The sequence below is a fragment of the Reyranella sp. genome, from assembly GCF_044224635.1.
Lineage (GTDB): Bacteria > Pseudomonadota > Alphaproteobacteria > Reyranellales > Reyranellaceae > Reyranella.
In genome coordinates this window covers 38,618-57,241 of sequence record NZ_JBGAKA010000024.1, presented here as the reverse complement: position 1 = coordinate 57,241, position 18,624 = coordinate 38,618, and the positions used below count along the sequence as shown (strand labels likewise).

The window sequence follows — 18,624 nt, the reverse complement described above, 5'->3', positions numbered from 1 at the left end:
TCCTCGTTGCGCCCATCAAAGCAAATCGCCCCATCCTGCGCGAGGATGATCAGGCGACGACGATCCGCTCCACGAGCCAGACGGCACCGAGGCAGGCGACGACGAGCGACAGGATCCGGGGCAGGCGCGGCAGCCCCAGCTCGACGCCGACATTGAAGCCGATGAGCGCCCGGACCATCGCGTCCGGCGGCAATCCGAGCTCGCCCAGCGCCGAGGCGAAGCCCAGTCCATGGACGAGACCGAACACGGCCGCCACCAGCCAGCGCCGCCCCGGTCCGGACGGGACGAGAACATTCTCCAGTGCCACCCAGACGATCGACGCGGCAATCAGCGGCTCGACGATGCGCGACGGCACGTCGACCAGGCCGAGCACCGCCAGGCTCAAGGTCACGCTGTGCGCCACCGTGAAGGCCGTGACGATCGTCACCGTCGGCCAGAATCCGCGGACCAAGGCGAGCAAGGCGACCAGGAACAGGAGATGGTCGATGCCGCCCCCGATGTGCTCGACACCCATCGCGACGAACCCGAGCCAACCGGTGTCGACGGGTGTGCCGAGGTCGAGCGTCGCCGTCCGTCGCGCCTCGAAGAAGACGAAGTCGAATGGCGGACGATCCGGAATGCGCACGCTCAGCAGGGTCTGGAAGTGCGTGCCCATCAGGTCAGGCCATTCATCGCGCATGGCCAGCACGCCAATCGACTTGACGCAGGACACCGTCATCTCGATCACGAGCTTGTCGGCGGCGCCGGCCGTCCGGATCACGATCGCCCCGGGCTGGCAGGCCTCGCCATCGATCGAGAAGCGGGCGTAGTCACGCGCAAAGGCGGTCACGCGGTCCACGGCGCCGCGATCGCCCGCGGCCGCCTCGGCCAGCAGGCGACCGCCGTGGTAGTCGACCTCGCTGGCGACGACGGCCAATCGATAACGCAAGGTGCTGCCGTCGACATCGAGCGTGGCCAGCCCGGTGCTGGCGACATGCGCCGACGCGACGCCGATCGAGCAGAGCAGGATCGATAAGGCGATGGCGACGCGGGTCATTCTACGCTCCTGCCCTGCGACCAAGGCGTTTCATATGGTCCTCCCCCGTCATCTCAGGGCATTCGCTCGCATACGGGCGCGCTTTTCATTCTCCTCCCCGGCTTCGCTGTGGTCGGCATAGCCGCAAGCGGCCAAAAGCCCGAGGTGCCCCGTCATGCGGAGCGGAGGCGTCGCGCCTGGCTTCCTCACCGACCTCAGGATGGACAAGGGCGACCGTGTCCTCACCATCTTCAACGGCATGCTGGCACGTGAGCGCCTCGTCACGCTCGACGACGACACGTGCCGGCTGGTCTACGCTTCTCCACGATTGGCGGCCCACCATGGCACTTGAGCGGCGCCGTGGTAAGCTTGTATGAGCGGGCATGACCATCATGGCGCGCGACATCGACCATCTTTCATTGACCCTGTCCGATCCGGCGGGCGCTGCTGCCGCCTTGCAGCAACTGGGCTTTTCCCTCACGCCGGACGAGGTCGAGCCACGCTGCATCTGCTTCCAGCCCGACCAGGACGAGGTGCCGAACTACATCGAGCTGCTGCAGGGCGATCCGGCGCGCGTCGCGCTGGCGCTGAACGTGAGCGATCTCGAGGGTGAGGAACGCAGCCACGCCTGGGAAACCGAGGACGGCTTCGAGATCGAGGCACAGGTCATTGTCGGCGCCGACGACGGGCACCTGCCCTGGTTCCCGGTCCGCCACGAGACGCCGGACGCCTTCATGGAGCCGGAATGGATCGTTCATCCCAACGGCGCGCTCGGGCTGATCGCGATCCATGCCGTCGCCGCCAATCCGCGCGAATTGGCCAAGGCGCTGAAGACGGCGTGGAGCGCCACCAGCGAGGAAATCCTCGACGGCTGCGTGATGGTGAAGGCGGGCTCGGTCGAGCTGCTGGTCTGGGCGCCAGGCGCCTACCTGCTCGAGTACAAGGCGCTCGAGGTGATGGCGCCCGACCAGCTGCCGGCCGTGGTCGGCGCCACCATCGCCGTCGAACGCTCCCGCCCGCTGCAGGCCCTGCTGCGCGCCAACAACGTGCCGTTCGCCGTGGCAGAAGGCGACCGCATCCTCGTCGCCTGCGGGCAGGCCGCTGGTCTCATGATCGAGTTCGTGCCACAGGTTTGAGCAGCTAGAACGCCGGCACGGGGGCCTGCGGCACGTCCCTCCAGAAGTCGGGGTCGTGGCCGAAGAACAGCTTGGCCCCGCCCTTCTCCAACGCCTCCAGGCGGTCGAGCGACGCCAGCATCTGCTCGCGGTCGTAGACGAAGCGCGGCAGACGGCGTTTGCGCAGCGTGCGGCAGAAATAGCAGGAGTCGCCGGTGAGCACGATCTCGCCGCGCTCGGTGCGCACCTTGAGCGACTGGTGGCCCGGCGTGTGGCCGTAAGTGGGCAGGCAAACGACACTGCCGTCGCCGAACAGATCGTGCTCGCCATCGACCTGCCTCACCGCATGGCCGTGGTCGAAATCGGCCCTGAAGAAGCCGACCCTGGCCGCCGTCTCGGGATCCTGCGCGGCCTGCCATTCGCGCTTCTGCACCACCATCGTGGCATTGGGCACGAGCTCGTTGCCGCCGGCATGATCGAAATGCAGGTGCGAGTTGACGATGAAGTCGACCTTGCCGGGATCGCGGTCGATCGATTCCAGGCGCGACTTGATGTCGTCCTCGGCGCCGTATTGCTCGAAGCCGAAGATGCGCGCGACCCGCTCGCCCAGGCGACCCGCCGCGTCGGTCCGGCATTGCGGATGCATGCCTGTGTCGAACAACGCGCGGCCTTTGGGATGCTCGATCAGATAGGATGGAATCGGCAGGGCGACCTGGCCGTCCTCGCCTTCGATCATGTCCTTGAGCCGGCCGACGAGGCGGCCGCAGGTCATGGCGTAAAGCTTCGCCGTCATTCTTGCCCTCGCTTTCGTTGCCGCGAGCCTAGCATGCCGGCGCGCGCCACAGGGAAGCCACGGAACTTCCCGCCACGTCGACGCGTTGTTTTCGTCGGCATGGTTGCTGACGGCCGGTACACGGAGCATGGCATCAAGGAGGTGGGTATCGAGTTCGAGGGTGCCCCGAATTGAGCGCGCCGATCGAAAGCTACGGCCTGATTGGCGATTGTCGGAGCGCGGCACTGGTCGGCCGTGACGGCTCGATCGATTGGCTGTGCTGGCCGTGCTTCGATTCGGATGCCTGCTTCGCAGCCCTGCTCGGCAGGCCGTCGAACGGGCGATGGCTGATCACCGCATCGGACGATTGCACGGAAGTGACGCGTCGCTATCGTCCGAACACGCTGATCCTCGAAACAACCTTCAAGACGGCGACAGGCAGCGCGACGCTGATCGATTTCATGCTGGCGCGCGGCGCGACCTCCGACCTCGTCCGCCTGGTCCGCGGCGACGACGGCGAGGTTTGCCTGTGCATGGAGCTGGTGCTGCGGTTCGGATACGGCGCGACGACGCCGTGGGTCAGCCGCATGGAAGACGGCGCGCAGCGTGCCGTCGCAGGCCCCGACATGACCGTGCTGCGAACGCCGGCGACGCTGTGGGGAGAGGATTTCAAGACGGCGTCCCACTTCACGGTCCGCGCCGGGCAGACGGTCCCCTTCATCCTGAGCTATGGCCCCTCGCACCTGCCGGCGCCCGCGGCGCCGGACTGGCGGAAAGCGCTGGCGGAGTGCGAGGATTTCTGGCGCAAGTGGACGAAGCGCACCAAGTGTGGCGGCCCATACGCCGAGGCGATCCGCCGCTCCCTGATCACGCTCAAGGCCCTGACCTACGCGCCGAGCGGAGGCATCGTCGCAGCGCCGACCACGTCGCTGCCCGAACGCGCGGGCGGCGAGCGCAACTGGGATTACCGGTATTGCTGGATCCGAGATTCCACCCTCACCCTGCTCGCCCTGATGAATGCCGGCGTGTACGACGAGGCGGCGGCGTGGCGCGACTGGCTGCAGCGCGCCGTGGCCGGCAACCCGGCAGACATGCAGATCATGTACGGCCTGCTGGGCGAACGGCGTCTGACCGAATGGGAGGCCGACTGGCTGCCCGGCCATCTCGAGTCGAAGCCGGTCCGCATCGGCAATGCCGCCTATCTCCAGTTCCAGCTCGATGTCTACGGCGAGTTGATGGATACCTTCGCCCAGGCGCGCAAAGGCGGGCTTGCGTCATCGGAAAGCGGCTGGGCGCTGCAGCTCGAATTGGTGAGACATGTCGGCGCCTCCTGGAAAAGGCCGGACAGCGGCCTGTGGGAGAGCCGCGGCCCGCCGCGCCATTTCACCTACTCGAAGGTGATGGCATGGGTCACTTTCGACCGGGCAATCAAGGCGGTCGAGCAACTCGACCTTCCAGGCCCTGTCGAGGAATGGCGCCGGACGTGCGCCGAAATCCACGACGAGATCTGTGATCTAGGTTTCGACCGCACACGCAACACGTTCAGGGCGTCCTACGGCGATACGACCCTGGATGCCAGCCTTCTCCTGCTCGCCCAGGTGGGCTTCATCAAGCCGGACGACCCGCGTTACCTCGGCACGGTGGAGGCGGTCGAGCGGGCGCTCGTGGTCGACGGATTGGTCAGACGCTACAACACCCACGAGAGCAGCGATGGGCTCGAGCCGGGGGAAGGCGTCTTCCTGGCCTGCAGCTTCTGGCTGGCCGATGCCTACGTGTCGATCGGACGCCATGACGAGGCGCGCAAGCTGTTCGAGCGCCTGCTCGCCATCCGCAACGATCTCGGCCTGCTGGCCGAGGAGTACGACACCACGACGGGCTGCCAGCTCGGCAATTTCCCGCAGGCCTTCTCGCATGTCGGCCTGATCAACACGGCCTTCAACCTGACGCGCGCCGCACGGCCCGCCGAGCAGCGCGCCAAGGTCAATGGCTCCGACGTGCACGCACCGCGGCCGCCGCGGCCGCCCAAGCAGCCGGGGGCCACCGCCGACGCTAGGCGTCCAGGGCCTTCTTCAAGAGCTCGTTGACTGCCTTGGGATTGGCCTTGCCGCCGGTCGACTTCATCACCTGGCCGACGAACCAGCCAAACAGGGTCGGCTTGGCTTTGTAGGCGGCGACCTGACCCGGATTGGCGTCGATCACCGCCTTGATGGCGGCCTCGATGGCCCCCGTGTCGGTGACCTGCTTCAGCCCACGCTCCTCGACCAGCCTGGCCGGGTCCTTGCCCGTTTCCTCCATGGCAAGGAACAGATCCTTGGCGATGCGTCCGGAGATCGTGCCGTCACCGATCAGGTCGAGCAGCTTGCCGAGATGGCCGGCGCTCACCGGCGAATCCTCGATGCCGACGCCGCGCCGCTTCAGCATGGCGAAGAAGTCGCCCGTCACCCAGTTGGCTGCCTGCTTGGCGTCACGGCCCTTGGCGACGGATTCGAAGAACTCGGCCGTTTCCTTCTCGGCAACCAGCACGCCCGCATCGTAGGTCGACAGGCCGTAATCCTTGCCGAAGCGCGCCTTTCTGGCGTCGGGCAGCTCGGGCAGGCCGGCCTTGATGACGTCGACATAGTCCTGCGTCAGGACCAGCGGCAGCAGGTCGGGATCGGGGAAGTAGCGGTAATCATGCGCGTCCTCCTTGGAGCGCATCGAGCGCGTTTCGCCGCGGCCGGGATCGAACAGGCGGGTCTCCTGAACGATCTTGCCGCCGCCTTCGATAATCTCGACCTGGCGCCGCGCCTCGAACTCGATCGCCTGCCGCACGAAACGGATCGAGTTCACGTTCTTGATCTCGCAGCGTGTGCCCAGCTCGCCGTCTGGCTTGCGCACCGAGACGTTGACATCGCAGCGCATCGAGCCTTCGTCCATGTTGCCGTCGCAGGTCCCGAGATAGCGCACGATCGAGCGCAGCTTGGTGAGATAAGCCGCGGCCTCGTCGGCGCTGCGCATGTCGGGCTTGCTGACGATCTCCATCAGCGCCACGCCGGAGCGGTTCAGGTCGACATAAGTTTGGCTGGGATGCTGGTCGTGCAGGCTCTTGCCGGCGTCCTGCTCGAGATGCAGGCGCTCGATGCCGATCGAGCGCGTCTTGCCGTCGGGCAGGTCGATCTCGACCTCGCCCTCGCCCACGATCGGGTCCTTGTACTGCGAGATCTGATAGCCGGCCGGCAGGTCGGCATAGAAGTAGTTCTTGCGGTCGAACACCGAGCGCAGGTTGATCCTGGCGTTCAGCCCCAGCCCCGTGCGGACAGCTTGCTCGACGCAGCGCTTGTTGATCACCGGGAGCATGCCGGGCATGGCAGCATCGACCAGCGACACCTGGGTGTTGGGATCGGCGCCGAACGTGGTCGGCGCGCCAGAGAACAGCTTGGCGTCGGAGATCACCTGGGCATGGACTTCCAGCCCCAGCACGATTTCCCAGTCGCCGGTTTCGCCTTTGATCATGGACATGGTGAGCCGGTACTTAGGGCTTGCCCGGCGGAATGTCTACATTCCCTCACGTCGGCGGGGCGCGCGCACAGGGATGGCACATCCTTCGGCTCCGGGCTAACTATCATGCCAGGGAGGCATAGCATGACCATTCTTCGACGCCGCTCGCTGCTGCTCGGCAGCACCGCGGCTGCACTCAGCGCACCCGCCATCGTCAGGGCCCAGAACGTCGGCGACTGGCCCAAAGGACCGGTCAAGATCATCGTGCCGTTCCCGCCGGGCGGCTCGACCGATCCGGTGGCGCGCATCATCCAGGCCAAGCTTACGGATCAGACGGGCTGGCAGGTCATCGTCGACAACAAGCCGGGCGGGGCCAGTGTCGTCGGCGCCTCCATTGCCGCCAAGTCGCCGCCCGACGGCCAGACCTGGATGGTCACTTTCGACAGCCACATCCTCAATCCCGCCTTCGCGCCGTCGATCCCTTACAAGGATTCGGAACTTATCAACGTGATGCTGATCGGGCGTACGCCGCAGGTCATCGCCGCGCACCCGGATCGGCCGTACAAGACGTTTGCCGAGGTGGCGGCCGATGCCAAGGCGAGGCCCGAAAAAATCAGCTTCGGGGTGCTCGGTGGCAGTCAGGCTCTGGTGCTCGCCAACCTCATCAACAAGGAAAACGGCCTCAAGATAAACCTGATTCCCTACAAGGGTGGCGGACCGCTGGTGCAGGATTTGCTGGCCGGCGTGACCGACATCGGCATCTCGAGCCTGACCTCGTTCAGCCCGCACATCCGTGCGAACAAGATTCGTGCGATTGCCGTCACAGGCGAAGCACGCACCCCGGCGCTGCCCGACACGCCGACGCTCGCGGACCAAAACATCAAAGCCTTCCCGTCCTACTCGTGGTGGGGCGTCTACGCGCCGGCCGGCGTGCCGCAGCCGATCGTCGACCGCATGCATGCCGAGATCACCAAGGCCGTGCGCTCGCCCGATGTGACGCAGAAGTTCATCGAGCAGTTCAACATGGAGATTCTGACCTCCTCGCCTGCCGACTTCGCCGCCTACCAGAAGAGCGAGCAGGAGCGCTGGTTCAAGGTGATCAAGGAAAACGACATCAAGGGCGACTAGGGGCGCGGGTGATCAGCGTCCACCCATACGAGCTCAGGCCCGAGATTCCGTCATTCTCGAGCGGTCGCCCGCAGGCGGAGAAGTCGAGGGACCTTTCCTGCTGGTAACGGCAGCAGGAAAGGTCCCTCCCCTACGCGTCGCTGCGCTCGGCTTCGACCGTGATGACACTGCTTTTCTCGCCCTAGCCAGGCAGGAGCGTGATCGGTTGAAGCGGGAGCAGGTGAAGCTTCGAGAAGGATCACGTTCGAACTCTTCCGGACCGCGTATGTGGACGCTCGCGGTCCGGAAGAGCATGATCGACGTGGGAAAACGGCGCTCTAGCGCCGTCGTGCGCGCGCCTTGGCGGTTGGCTTCCGCGTTGCCGTCCGTCTCCCCTGAGCACTCCTGGTGCGCGCCGCCTTACGGGCGGCAGCGGAGCGACGCGTGGCGCCCTTCGTCGCAGAAGCCTTCTTCGCCGCCGCCGAGCGATCAGCCGCCGTCCGGCGCGACGCGGCCCTCTTGCCCTGCCGCGACAGCGCAGCGCGGGATGCCGTGCTTCTCGGCTCGCGCTCGAGCACCCTGGTGACGGCTTTCGAGACCTTGGGGCGACGTGTCGGCGTGCGTCTGCCTTGGCCGACCTCATAGGCGTACCGGGCGCTCTTGCGCGTGCTCGCCTTGGCCTTTCCCTTCCTCGGCGGCGGCAGGTCGACGCCCGCTCGCCTCGCCTCGGAAAGGCCGATGGCGATCGCCTGCCGGGTCGAGCGCGCGCCATGCGCGCCGCGGCGGATCCGGTCGATCTCCGCGTGCACGAACTCGCCGGCCTGCGTGCTCGGCGATTTGCCTTGCCGCTTGTCCCTCCGCGCTTTCGCGATGGTGTTCCTGTCTGGCATCGCTCGATCTCCCATCTTGGGGTGCGACAACCATGCGGACCCGCTGTCGCGGCCCCGGTTGAGCTCCAACGCTTCGATGCTGCAGTTGCGATCCCGGCGATCATGCTCTTCTGGACCGTGAGCGTCTCGCGTGAGGCGCGGTAAACCGCGCCGCTAGCGAACGCGCTCACGCGGTCCGGAACAGCATGATCACGAGTACGATCTCCGCCTTCGCATCAGCGATTGCAACGCGCCAGGGATGCAATTGATCCGCCCTTTGCGTCAGCGTTGTGCCGACTACGGTCTTGCAGAGCGGCGCGCTGCCTCCGCGTCGAACAGCAGCTCGCGATAGCCGCCCACCGCGACGTCACCGGTGCGCTGGCGGTACGCGAGGGCGCCGCCGTAATAGCCCAGAACGCGGCGAACCTGACGGCCCTCGACGTTGCGGTTGACGCCGGTCTGCCAGGAGTTGACCTCGCTGAACAGCAGGCCCTCGACCGCCTGCTCGACCTCGCTCACCCAGCGATCGACCTCCTCACGGCGGGTCTCGACGCGGCGAAGGCCATTCTTGTGCATGTGCGCGACAAGGCCGGTCAGCCAGTCGACGATCTCCTCGATGTTGCGCGGGATGTTGCCGCGCGCGGTGTGCGGGCCGAGCACCATCAGGAGATTGGGGAAGCCGTCGATCAGCATGCCGAGATAGGTCCGAGGCATGCCCTCCCAGTCGTCCTTCAGGCGCCGTCCGCCGGGCCCCCTGATGTCGATGCGGTCGTACGGACCGGTGACGCCGTCGAAGCCGGTGGCGTAGATCAGCACGTCGAAGGGGAAGTCCTCCGCACTGGTGCGCACGCCTTCCGGCGTGATGCGCTCAATCGGCGTCTCGTTGATGTCGACCAGCCGCACGTTGGCGCGGTTGTAGACCTCGTAGTAGCCCGATTCGAGCGGCAGGCGGCGCGTGCCGAAGCCGTGGTCCTTGGGGATCAGCTTGTCGGCGACCGCCGGATCGGTGACGCGCTGGCGGATCTTCCTGGCGGCGAACTCGCTCGCCAGCGCATTGGCCTTCTTGTCGACCAGCACGTCGGCGAAGTTGCCGACCCAGATGCCGAAGCCCGGCTCGGCATAGAGCTTCTCCCAGAACGCCTCGCGTTCCTCGGGCGATACTTCCAGCGCCTTGCGCGGGTCGGTCTGGTGGATGAAGCAGGTGCTGGTCTGGCGGCAGCGCTCGAAGATCTCGGCGTACGTCGCCTTGATCCGGCGCTGCTCCTCCGGGGTGATGCGCCGATTGTGCAGCGGCGCCGCCCAGTTGGGCGTGCGCTGGAACACGGTGAGCGAGCCGACCTCGGAAGCGATGGTCTGGATCACCTGGATGGCGGTGGCGCCGGTGCCGATGATCCCGACTCGCTTGCCGGCGAGAGACACGCCCTCGCGCGGCCAGCGCGCGGTGTGGAAGGCCTGGCCCTTGAACTCCTCGCGCCCGGGAATGACAGGCAGTGTGTAGGCCGAGAGCGGGCCCAGGGCGGTGATCAGCAGGCGCGCGCTCGCCTGCTCGCCGCTCTCCAAGGTGATCGTCCAGTGGTCGGCGTCCTCGTCGAACTGCGCGGCGACGACACGACTCAGGAACTGGATGTCGCGGCGCAGGTCGAACTTGTCGGCAACGAAGTTCAGGTAACGCAGCGTGTCGGGCTGGGCGGCGAAATGCTCGGGCCATTCCCATTCCTGCAACAGCTCCTTGGAGAAGGAATAGCCGTACGACCAGCTCTCCGAATCGAAGCGCGCGCCGGGATAGCGGTTCCAGTACCAGGTGCCGCCGACATCCGAGCCGGCCTCGAACACCCTTGCCCGCAAGCCCAGCTCGCGGAGGCGGTAGAGCTGGTAGAGCCCGGCGACGCCGGCGCCGATGACGATGACGTCGAATGGGCCGCTCGCGGTGGCGGTCTGCGGGATGGTCTCTGTCGACGGGGTTTGCATACGATCGCGAGGATACGGCGGATTGCAGCGCATCGCAGCTACCGTACCGTGCGATGCGAAACCGCTCTGGCGCTCCTGCTCTTCCGGATTGCGGTCTCCCCCGTTGTATAGTCCGCGCCGCGTGCGCGTCGCCGGCCGCGAAGGAGGAACTGATGTCGCTCAGTCGCATGATCGTGGTCGCGGTCCTCGCCGTGCTCCCGTGTCAGCCGGGACGGGCGCAAACGGCGGGCGACTACACGACACCCGCGCCGTTCCTTCAGCTCTTCTTCGATTTCACCGGCAGCGACGAGCCCGACTATCCGGCCGGCCGGCCGACCATCGGCCAGATGCTGACGCAAGCCGAGATCGCCCGGCTGGGGTCGGCCGCGTCGGCGGGGCCGCTGGTACTGGTGATCGGCTCCGATCTCTACGTCTACGACTCGCGCAGCGGCGCACGGCTCGGCCATGAGCGGTTTCGCACCGATCGCGCCAGCGGCTTCTACGAGATGACGGCGATCAGTCATATCGGGCCGGCGATCGCCTATCTGGCCCAGGTCAAGGCCGACGGCGATGGCCGCTGGCGCGAGCGGCTCGCCAACCTGCAAGCCCACGTCGCCGAGGTCCGGGCGCTCAACCTCAGCGCCCGCGACAACTGGCTCGACCGTCTCGATCAGCCGGCGTGGCGCACACGCAAGGCCGAGATCCGCGCCATGGTCGACTATGCCTGCGCCCGCACGCTCGACTATCTCGGCGGGCTGGGTGATGGCAGCCGCCTCACCGCAGCGAACGTGAACGACGTCTTCTTCGACGGCACGTCGGCGGCCTTTCCCATCCCGTTCCGCAACGTGATGATCGCCACCTTCATGCTCGACGCCCTGCGCGGCGCGGTCAGCGTGCAGGCGATGCTCGCCGGGCTCGCGATCGACTGGCCGGGCGCCATGGTCCTGGTGGCCAGCCGCGCCGGCAGCAACGTGTCGTCCGGGCTGACCGAAGGCACCAACTGGCTGGTCGCATTCCTGCGCGCCGCCTCGGGTTTCACCCTGCCCGACGAGCGCATCAAGATCGTGCCCTACGCCGAGGTTCGCGCGAGCCTCGGCCAGCCGCAGCTCGCTCCCGCCGACCTGCAATACTACGTGCAGCGGGTCTGGGGACCGCTGTTCTATCGCCGCCTGGTCTCGGACCGGGTGTTCGCGCGCATTCCCACCATCTACCTGCCCGACCGCCCGCCGCTGCCGGGCGATCCTGGCACGCCTGAGCGGCCACACCATTACCGCCGACGGCGGCTTCACCATCGCCAACCTGTGACGCGGCCAACTGGCCGAAAGAGCGTCATGCGCTGGGTCCCCGGGCCACCCGTGGGGGCCAGGGGTTGGTAAAAACACCCCCCGCGTCCGCCCGCGGGCCCCGCGCCCCACCCGGGGCGCTCTTGGGGGGGGTCACCCCCACCAAGCGCGCCACGGGGGGGGCGCGGTCCCAGCGCATGACGCTCTTTCGGCCAGTTGGCCGCGTCACAGGTTGGCGATGGTGAAGCCGCCGTCGGCGGTAATGGTGTGGCCGCTCAGGAAGCCGCTGTCGTCGCCGGCCAGGAAGCAGACGATGCGCGCGATGTCGTCGACGGTTCCCAGGCGCCCGAGCGGCGTGCGCGCCATGCGCCTGGCGTCGCGCTCGACGTTGCGGTTGCGCTGGGTGCCTTCCGTCGGCACGGCGCCTGGAGCCACCGCATTGACGCGGATATTGCGGGCACCCAGCTCGACCGCCGCGGCTCGCGTGATGCCCATGATGCCGGCCTTGATGCCGCTATAGACGATGCTGTTCGGCTGCGAGACGATGCCGGCCACCGATGCCAGGTTGACGATGACGCCGCCGCGCTCGGCCTGCATCGCTTCCGCCGCCGCCTGGATGCCCCACACGACCGCCTTGAAGCCGATGTCGAGCATGCGATCGAGCGTCTCCGGCGCAACGTCGGGGATCGCCTGGTAGCGCACCCAGGCGGCATTGTTGACCAGGACGTCGAGCCGGCCGGTGCGCTCGGTCAGGCCAAGCACCGCCCGCCGCATGCCCTCGCGCGACGCCACGTTCTCGACGATGCCGATCGCCGTGCCGCCGGCCCCGCCGATCTCGCGTACCACGGCTTCGACGAATTCCGGCTTGAGATCGTTGACGCCGACGGTCGCCCCGCCGTCGGCGAACCTGCGCGCCGTTGCACGGCCGATCCCGTGGCCCGAGCCGGTCACCAGCACGACCCGACCGGCAAACTCCTGTGACATTCCCGCTCCATTCCTTCTGTTTGCGGCGCCAAGGATCGCGCGCGCGACGCCGGCAGGCAATCGAAGGTCAGCCAGCGGGCCTGCGTCCCGTCACGCTCACAGCGTCGCGGAACTCCTCGTTGAGTCGATCGGTGATGAGCATGTGGCCCGCCTTGTGCGTGATGCAGAACGGCGGCCTGGCCGCCTCGATCACGGTCTGCGGCGTCACTCCGCAGGCCCAGAACAGCGGCACCTCGCCGGCGCGGATGTCGGGCTCGCCGCCGAACTCGGGCCGGTCGATGTCGGCAATGCCGATCGCCGCCGGATCGCCAAAATGGATCGGGGCGCCATGGACGCGCGGGAAGCGCGAGGTGATCTCGATGGCCCGGATGGCGTTGGGCACGGTGAAGTTGCGCATCGACACCACCATCTTGCCGTGCAGGCGGCCGGCCGGCACGGTGTCGAGGCCGGTGCGATACGTGCACACCTTCTTGCCCTGCTCGATGTGACGGATCGGGACGCCGGCCTCGAGCAGCGCCGCCTCGAACGAGTAGGAGCAGCCCAGGGCGAAAGCCACGAGGTCGTCGCGCCACAGATGGCTGATATCGGTCTCCTCCGACGCCAGCACGCCGTCACGAAACACCCGATAGCGCGGCAGATCGCGGCGAACGTCGATGCCGACGCCCAGCCCCGGCAAGGCGGGATCGCCCGGCTCGCTGCGCGCGATCATCGGGCAGGGCTTGGGATTGGCGGCGCAGAAGGCGGCGAACTCGTCGGCCCAGTCGGCCGGCAGGATCGCCAGGTTGGCCTGCACATGGCCCGGCGCCAATCCGGTGGTCACGGTGGCGTGGCGGCCGGCGCGAATCTCTTCCCGCAAGAGCCTGGCGGAGTCGATCCCCGCCGGCGGGGTTGGCACGATCGGCACGGTTGGCGCGTTCATCCTGGATCTCCAGCGGCGCGTGGCGACACACCTATCCTCATCCCTGGAGGCGCCAGCAAGCAAGAGGCCGCGACCGGTCCGTGCCTGCATCCGATTGCTCGCGCCGCCCCTCCGGCCCTACGCTTGCCGAAACGCGAGGGTTCAACGATGGATTGCCGGATTCGAGCTGCCCATCCCGATGACGCACCGGCGGTGAGCGAAGTCATTCTGGCAGCGCTGCGGGAAACCAATGCCCGGGATTACACGGCGAGCGTCATCGAGCGGCTGCAACAGGGCTTCGGCCCCGACGCCGTGCGCACCCTGATCGGCAAGCGAAAGGCGTTCGTGGCCATTGCGGGGTCGCGGGTCGTCGGAACCGCCGGCCTGGATGGCAGCGTTGTCCGCACCGTGTTCGTTGCCCCCGATGCCCAGGGACGGGGCGTGGGCAGGATGCTGATGGCCGAGATCGAAAGGGTGTCGCGCGACGCCGGCATCGAGACACTGACCGTGCCCTCCTCGGTGACCGCCGAGTCGTTCTACGCGATGCTCGGATTCAAGGCCGTACGGGACAGCCACCACGGCGAAGAGCGCACCATCATCATGGAGCGCTCCTTGGCGTCTGCGTAGTAAAGCCGCGCCGCGGCCCGTCCCACGAGGCGTCAGCCTGTCGTCACTCAGCGGCCTGGGGGATCTCTTTTGCCCGGATTGCAGCGATCTTCGCCTGCGCCCGTACACGGCGCTCATCGAAGCGTGCCAGCCGCCGCTGCGGATTGGGGCGCGCGACGCTGCCTTCTGCTCCCGGGTCCTTCTGCGAACCGACCCAGCCGTGCGCGGCGATGTCGAAGATGATGCCGTCGAGGTCGGTGTGCTTGACCTCGTAGCCGTTCGGGTTGTTGGTGTCGCCCATGATCCAGGTCGCGCCGGTATTGCGCACGATCTTTCCCTGCTCCACCACGTCATCGACCCAGAAGCCGATATGATGGATACCGACATAATCCACACCGGTGCCCTGCGAGGCCTCGTCGCTCTTGAAGTGGAGGATGGCGAGGTTGACCACGCCGTCGGTCAGGAACACGCCCTCGGCCAGCGGGCCGTCGAGTTCCGTGACCTCCTCCAGGCCCATGGCCTGCTTGTAGAACTCGGCGGTCTCCCAAGGGTCCTTGACGCTGAGTGCAACGTGACGGATGCGGCCTCTGGTCTGAGCGGTCATGGAATTGCTCCCTTCCATCAGCAGTCGACCGGGAAGTGTAGCGGGAATCCGGCCGACAACCTAGAGCCCGATCTGTCCGGCGCCTGGCCCAACCGCATATCGCGTCCAGCTGGGCATAACCGCCGATCCCCAGGCTGCTATCCTGAAGACATGGACGCGAAGACGGACGACGCCGGACTGAACCTGTCGCTCTGGAGGCAAGCCCTGGGCGCAGTGCCGGAAGAGGTGTGGACGAGAACCGACCTGCGGACACTCGTCCTGGCAGACAACGACCTGACCGAGATTTCCGAGCGGGTCGGCGACCTGCGCGATCTGCGGATGCTCGATCTCGGCCACAACCGGCTTCGCGAGATACCCGCCCGGCTGGGCGAGCTCGAAGGGCTGAGCGACTTTCTGTATCTGCATGACAACCAACTGGCGACGCTTCCTCCCACGTTGCGGCGGCTGAAACGCCTGCGTTACCTGAACATCAGCGAGAACGCGTTCGAGGCACTGCCTGAAGCGGTGACGGAGATGTCCAACCTGATCGAGCTGCGCGTCACCGATAATCGCCTGATCGATCTTCCGCCGTCGATTTCCAGATTGACCCGCTTGCGCGAGCTGCACGTTCGCAACAACCGGCTCGTCACCCTTCCGACCGCCATCGGCGCGATGGCGGAGCTGCGCCAGATCGATCTCAGGGGCAACCCGGTGGCTGCCTTGCCCGACTCCCTGCGAGAGCTGCCGAGATTGGAGAAACTCGATCTTCGGTGGGTCACCTCGCTCGAGCCGCCGAGGTGGTTCGCCGACCTCGAAGTCAGGGGCTGTGCGATCTATCTCTGAACGTGCGATGTCACCAGGTCATGCGCAGTCCTGCGGTCAGCGCGTGGGTGCTGTCCTGCCCCGCGATGTTGCCCTCGTAGCGGAGATAGATCGACGAGGCCTGGGCAACTTCCGTCGTCGCCGACAAGCCAACGACAGCGCCGTCGCGCGTCGGCGTCGCGCCCCAGGTCGTGAACAGGAAGCGCGGCGCGCCGGCCAACGCCGCCGTCACCGGGCGCGACACGTCGGCATATTCGTGGCTCCAGCCCAGCCGCAGCTGGGCATAGACCCGGTCGCGCCAGCCGAGATCCATCGAGCCGCCGAGCAGTGCGCCGATCACCGAGCGCAACGAGTTGGTGGTCTGCGCCTCGACACTGAGGTTGAGCGACTGCGCGCCGGTCTCGGTGAAGGCGTTCTGGGTGCCGGTGTAGCCCTGCAGTCGCGCGAACGGCGTAGCGAACGCCATCGCTGTGCCGCCGAGCATGATGCGATAGCCGCCTTCGAGCTGACCGAAGAACTGGTTGGCGCCGCTCAGGCCCTGCGCCGTGCGCTGCTGAAGGTTGGGGATGGCAATGTTGCGCCACATCTGATTGGTGCTGTAGGCGTAGCTTGCCATGCCGTCGAGATAGAACGGGCCCTCGAAGAAGCTGCCGTAAAGGCCAACCTGGAAGGTGTTGGTGCTGCTCTGGCCGCTGAAGCCCGAAACCCATTGCGTGCTGGTCGTGTAGCCGACGGTCACTCCGGCCAGCACATTGGACGTGAGCAGCCGGTCGAGACCGGCCGCGAAGCCGCCGACATTGTAGGTCGTCGCTCCTGACGTTGCGCCGGAACCAACCGTGCCGGTGCCGCCGAGCGCGCCACCCCAGGCGCCCCATGTTGGCGGCAAGAAGGTCTGGCAGGCGACCGTGCAGGCTTCCGCAAGCGCTACCCGGGTCGAGCCGCGAGGACCGACGTTGCCGCCGCCCACCTGGAGGGCGAAATTGTTCATGAACAGCTGGGCGCCCTGCACCATCGAGTTGGAGAAAGCCGAGTAGTTCTGGCCACTGATCGAGGTCAGGAACGGCAGCACCTGGCTGCTGCTGAGGCTGGCGATGGTGCCGAGGATGGTGGCGAAGTCGCCGCTGGCGCTGGGCGCGGCGGCATCGAGCGCGGCGCCGACGGCAGCCTGGGTCGGCGTTTGCGCCGCGGCCGCGAAACCACCGATCTGCAAGGTTAGGTAGGCGTTGTTGGCGTCGTAGGAGAGAGTCGGCACCAGGAAGGGAGAAGTGCTGTTCACTGAAGAGAAGCTGCCGCTCAGGCCGCTGCCGGCGGTGATCAGGTTGTAGGTCGTCCGCGGCGCATAGATGCCGGAATGCGTCACGACGTTGAGGGCGCCGCCCTGGATTGCCGCCGCGCCGGCGATCACCACCTTGTCGCCGATGCCGGACGGGTGGACTTCCGCAAGATGCGCGCCGCGCGCGGAATGCGTGTAGTTGCCGGCGATGGTAAAGGTGCCGATCGAGTTGCCCGGCGAGATCACGCCGGAGTTGATCACGTCGCCGTTCACCGTCCCGACGCCGCCGAGCGTTCCGTGATTGGTCACGGAGCTGGCGGTCAGCGTGTTGTTGATCGTGGCGATGGCGCCGCTGCTTACCGCGATCGTGCCGCCTGTCCCCATGTCGACCGGGCCGTTGAACACGACGGTGCCTGAGCCGCCCAGCGTCAGGCTGTTGCCATAGCCTGCGAACGTGCCGTTGAATGTCGCCGTGCCGGCGCTCGACGTCGTCAGTGTGGTCGCGGCAAACAGCGCAGTCGGCAGGTTGGTAACAAAGCCATTGGCGAGGCTGACCGTGTCCTGCAGGGCGAGCAGAGGCGTGAGCTTCGCCTCGGGCGCCAAGCCAGAGCTCGACAGGGCGTAACCGGCATAGCCGTTGATGGGATCAAACAGGTAATTGAAGCCTGCGTAGAACTGGCGGCCCGTATTGAGGAACGGCTCGGTCGAGGTCGAGCCAAGAACCTCGCACGGCTGCATGGCGCTCGCCGTTGGGCAGCCCGAACGGGCGTCGGGCATGACGAAGCTGTAGAAAGCCCCTTCCGGCGGCATGCCCGGGATCGCGATGCTGACCGTGTCGCCGCGGCCCGCGAACGGCTTCAGGTAGCCATTGAAGATACCCGTGTCCTGCAGGATCGTGCCCGTGACGTAGGGCTTGCCCGTGCCGTTCGACAGGGCTACCGGGATCTGGTTCCACAAGTTGTTTCCGGCTGCATCGGGCTTGAGCTTGACGAAGGTGTAGGTGTTGTTCGCCGTCGTCAGGCCGACCACGATCCGGTCGTTCATCACGACGTAGCCTTGGTTGGGCAGCGCTGCGCCATTGACGGAAACGTCGAGCAACGGATTGAGGCCGACAGGCGCCATCGGCTTGATGATCCCCTGGGCGATGTTCTCGGCGATCGTCTTGTGCGGATCGGCGATGCCGGTGTAGGCGTTGTTGCGATTGTTGCCGATACCGAAATAGGCCGTCGTGTCGTCGCTTGTAACCACCAGGACCTTGACCGACGCCTTGCCGTCGGTCGCCTGACCATTGACGGTGCCGCCGAGGACGCTGACCGGAAGTTGATAGTAGTAGCCGGACGGATTGATGTTGCTGCTGTCGTAGTTGTAGGTGCCCGGCCCGATCGGCGTCAGGCCATTCAGCGCATCGGCCGGCAGGAGCTTCTGCGAGATCGCCATGCCAGTCGATCCGGTGTCGATCGTTACCGAAATCGGGTTGCTGCCGGCAACCCTCACGTTGAGGCTGGCCGAATGGTTGCCGAAGGTGCCGTCGGAATTCTTGTGGTTGAGCGCCTCCGGATATTGAACCACGAGGCTGGTGTTCGAGGTGTAGAGATTCCAGCTCGGCGGCGTCACCGGCTGCGCCAGTGCCGGCACGGCGGCGAACGACGCCAGTGAACTCCCGGCCATGGCAGCGAGAAAGCAAGCGAGTCTCCGCGCCATGATATCGACCTCTTGCTTATTGCACCCCGGTGGAAGATTAATTTGAAGGGTGCCAGAAGTATAGCCTCCAGGCATGGAGCCGCATTGGCCTGCGCGGCGGAGCAGCGACGAAAACCGGTCGTGGACTCCGCGGCATCGGACAGGCGACGCGCTGTCCGATGCCGCTATACTC

16 protein-coding genes are annotated in these 18,624 nt (G+C 66.7%); 7 read left to right on the top strand and 9 right to left on the bottom strand.

All coding sequences use genetic code 11. The features are described 5' to 3' along the window. Window positions 1-49 precede the first annotated feature (49 nt). A complete protein-coding gene (locus ACILR9_RS20700; RefSeq protein WP_395711856.1) occupies window positions 50-1,036 on the bottom strand; it encodes a HupE/UreJ family protein in 987 nt (328 codons plus the stop codon). Between the two features lie 154 nt (window positions 1,037-1,190). Between ACILR9_RS20700 and ACILR9_RS20695 the strand changes: the two genes are divergently transcribed. Together ACILR9_RS20695 and ACILR9_RS20690 are read left to right on the top strand one after the other, a co-directional pair. After that, a complete protein-coding gene (locus ACILR9_RS20695) occupies window positions 1,191-1,367 on the top strand; it encodes a hypothetical protein (protein ID WP_395711855.1) in 177 nt (58 codons plus the stop codon). Between the two features lie 31 nt (window positions 1,368-1,398). Beyond that, entirely contained in the window at window positions 1,399-2,151 is a 753-nt protein-coding gene (locus tag ACILR9_RS20690; protein ID WP_395711854.1) for a hypothetical protein, read from the top strand. Between the two features lie 4 nt (window positions 2,152-2,155). On the opposite strand, the gene ACILR9_RS20685 is transcribed toward ACILR9_RS20690, so the two are convergent. Further along, entirely contained in the window at window positions 2,156-2,923 is a 768-nt protein-coding gene (locus ACILR9_RS20685) for an N-acyl homoserine lactonase family protein (RefSeq protein WP_395711853.1), read from the bottom strand. Between the two features lie 170 nt (window positions 2,924-3,093). On the opposite strand from ACILR9_RS20685, the gene ACILR9_RS20680 reads away from it, so the two are divergent. Beyond that, the gene (locus ACILR9_RS20680) at window positions 3,094-4,986 is read left to right on the top strand and encodes a glycoside hydrolase family 15 protein (protein WP_395711852.1); all 1,893 of its coding nucleotides are present in this window, start codon (window positions 3,094-3,096) and stop codon (window positions 4,984-4,986) included. Here ACILR9_RS20680 and gatB read toward each other — a convergent pair. Then, the gene (gatB, locus tag ACILR9_RS20675) at window positions 4,952-6,400 is read right to left on the bottom strand and encodes an Asp-tRNA(Asn)/Glu-tRNA(Gln) amidotransferase subunit GatB (RefSeq protein ID WP_395711851.1); all 1,449 of its coding nucleotides are present in this window, start codon (window positions 6,398-6,400) and stop codon (window positions 4,952-4,954) included. The two genes, ACILR9_RS20680 and gatB, sit on opposite strands and share 35 nt — an antisense overlap. A gap of 123 nt (window positions 6,401-6,523) precedes the next feature. On the opposite strand from gatB, the gene ACILR9_RS20670 reads away from it, so the two are divergent. Further along, window positions 6,524-7,507, top strand: coding sequence for a Bug family tripartite tricarboxylate transporter substrate binding protein (locus ACILR9_RS20670; RefSeq protein WP_395711850.1), 984 nt, complete (start codon window positions 6,524-6,526; stop codon window positions 7,505-7,507). Between the two features lie 317 nt (window positions 7,508-7,824). On the opposite strand, the gene ACILR9_RS20665 is transcribed toward ACILR9_RS20670, so the two are convergent. Together ACILR9_RS20665 and ACILR9_RS20660 are read right to left on the bottom strand one after the other, a co-directional pair. Then, window positions 7,825-8,376 carry a DUF6496 domain-containing protein gene (locus ACILR9_RS20665; protein ID WP_395711849.1) on the bottom strand — a complete coding sequence of 184 codons (552 nt, stop codon included), beginning with the start codon at window positions 8,374-8,376 and terminating at the stop codon, window positions 7,825-7,827. A 276-nt stretch (window positions 8,377-8,652) separates the two neighbouring features. Next, window positions 8,653-10,323, bottom strand: a complete 1,671-nt coding sequence (locus ACILR9_RS20660; protein ID WP_395711848.1) for a flavin-containing monooxygenase — start codon at window positions 10,321-10,323, stop codon at window positions 8,653-8,655. A gap of 152 nt (window positions 10,324-10,475) precedes the next feature. On the opposite strand from ACILR9_RS20660, the gene ACILR9_RS20655 reads away from it, so the two are divergent. Next, window positions 10,476-11,678: a DUF5624 domain-containing protein gene (locus ACILR9_RS20655; protein WP_395711847.1), complete on the top strand. Its 1,203-nt coding sequence runs from the start codon at window positions 10,476-10,478 to the stop codon at window positions 11,676-11,678. A 132-nt stretch (window positions 11,679-11,810) separates the two neighbouring features. Here the strand turns inward: ACILR9_RS20655 and ACILR9_RS20650 are convergent, their stop codons facing one another. Beyond that, the gene (locus tag ACILR9_RS20650) at window positions 11,811-12,569 is read right to left on the bottom strand and encodes an SDR family NAD(P)-dependent oxidoreductase (protein WP_395711846.1); all 759 of its coding nucleotides are present in this window, start codon (window positions 12,567-12,569) and stop codon (window positions 11,811-11,813) included. 67 nt (window positions 12,570-12,636) lie between these two features. Next, window positions 12,637-13,488, bottom strand: a complete 852-nt coding sequence (locus ACILR9_RS20645) for a putative hydro-lyase (RefSeq protein WP_395711845.1) — start codon at window positions 13,486-13,488, stop codon at window positions 12,637-12,639. 147 nt (window positions 13,489-13,635) lie between these two features. Here ACILR9_RS20645 and ACILR9_RS20640 point away from each other — a divergent pair, with 147 nt between their 5' ends. Further along, on the top strand, window positions 13,636-14,094 hold the full coding sequence (locus tag ACILR9_RS20640; RefSeq protein ID WP_395711844.1) for a GNAT family N-acetyltransferase: 459 nt from the start codon (window positions 13,636-13,638) through the stop codon (window positions 14,092-14,094). 43 nt (window positions 14,095-14,137) lie between these two features. Here ACILR9_RS20640 and ACILR9_RS20635 read toward each other — a convergent pair whose 3' ends face one another. Beyond that, window positions 14,138-14,677, bottom strand: coding sequence for a VOC family protein (locus tag ACILR9_RS20635; protein WP_395711843.1), 540 nt, complete (start codon window positions 14,675-14,677; stop codon window positions 14,138-14,140). Between the two features lie 150 nt (window positions 14,678-14,827). Between ACILR9_RS20635 and ACILR9_RS20630 the strand changes: the two genes are divergently transcribed. After that, complete coding sequence (locus ACILR9_RS20630; RefSeq protein ID WP_395711842.1) at window positions 14,828-15,499, top strand: leucine-rich repeat domain-containing protein; 672 nt, start codon at window positions 14,828-14,830, stop codon at window positions 15,497-15,499. Window positions 15,500-15,509: 10 nt separating this feature from the next. On the opposite strand, the gene ACILR9_RS20625 is transcribed toward ACILR9_RS20630, so the two are convergent. Then, window positions 15,510-18,452, bottom strand: coding sequence for an autotransporter domain-containing protein (locus ACILR9_RS20625; RefSeq protein WP_395711841.1), 2,943 nt, complete (start codon window positions 18,450-18,452; stop codon window positions 15,510-15,512). Window positions 18,453-18,624 lie beyond the last annotated feature (172 nt).

Coding starts and splice junctions, on each gene's coding strand:
- ACILR9_RS20650 (WP_395711846.1), bottom strand. CDS start 12,569: ATGTCACAGGAGTTTGCCGGTCGGGTCGTGCTGGTGACCGGCTCGGGC.
- ACILR9_RS20690 (WP_395711854.1), top strand. CDS start 1,399: ATGACCATCATGGCGCGCGACATCGACCATCTTTCATTGACCCTGTCC.
- ACILR9_RS20685 (WP_395711853.1), bottom strand. CDS start 2,923: ATGACGGCGAAGCTTTACGCCATGACCTGCGGCCGCCTCGTCGGCCGG.
- ACILR9_RS20630 (WP_395711842.1), top strand. CDS start 14,828: ATGGACGCGAAGACGGACGACGCCGGACTGAACCTGTCGCTCTGGAGG.
- ACILR9_RS20695 (WP_395711855.1), top strand. CDS start 1,191: ATGCGGAGCGGAGGCGTCGCGCCTGGCTTCCTCACCGACCTCAGGATG.
- ACILR9_RS20635 (WP_395711843.1), bottom strand. CDS start 14,677: ATGACCGCTCAGACCAGAGGCCGCATCCGTCACGTTGCACTCAGCGTC.
- ACILR9_RS20645 (WP_395711845.1), bottom strand. CDS start 13,488: ATGAACGCGCCAACCGTGCCGATCGTGCCAACCCCGCCGGCGGGGATC.
- ACILR9_RS20640 (WP_395711844.1), top strand. CDS start 13,636: ATGGATTGCCGGATTCGAGCTGCCCATCCCGATGACGCACCGGCGGTG.
- ACILR9_RS20660 (WP_395711848.1), bottom strand. CDS start 10,323: ATGCAAACCCCGTCGACAGAGACCATCCCGCAGACCGCCACCGCGAGC.
- ACILR9_RS20655 (WP_395711847.1), top strand. CDS start 10,476: ATGTCGCTCAGTCGCATGATCGTGGTCGCGGTCCTCGCCGTGCTCCCG.
- ACILR9_RS20665 (WP_395711849.1), bottom strand. CDS start 8,376: ATGCCAGACAGGAACACCATCGCGAAAGCGCGGAGGGACAAGCGGCAA.
- ACILR9_RS20670 (WP_395711850.1), top strand. CDS start 6,524: ATGACCATTCTTCGACGCCGCTCGCTGCTGCTCGGCAGCACCGCGGCT.
- gatB (WP_395711851.1), bottom strand. CDS start 6,400: ATGTCCATGATCAAAGGCGAAACCGGCGACTGGGAAATCGTGCTGGGG.
- ACILR9_RS20700 (WP_395711856.1), bottom strand. CDS start 1,036: ATGACCCGCGTCGCCATCGCCTTATCGATCCTGCTCTGCTCGATCGGC.
- ACILR9_RS20625 (WP_395711841.1), bottom strand. CDS start 18,452: ATGGCGCGGAGACTCGCTTGCTTTCTCGCTGCCATGGCCGGGAGTTCA.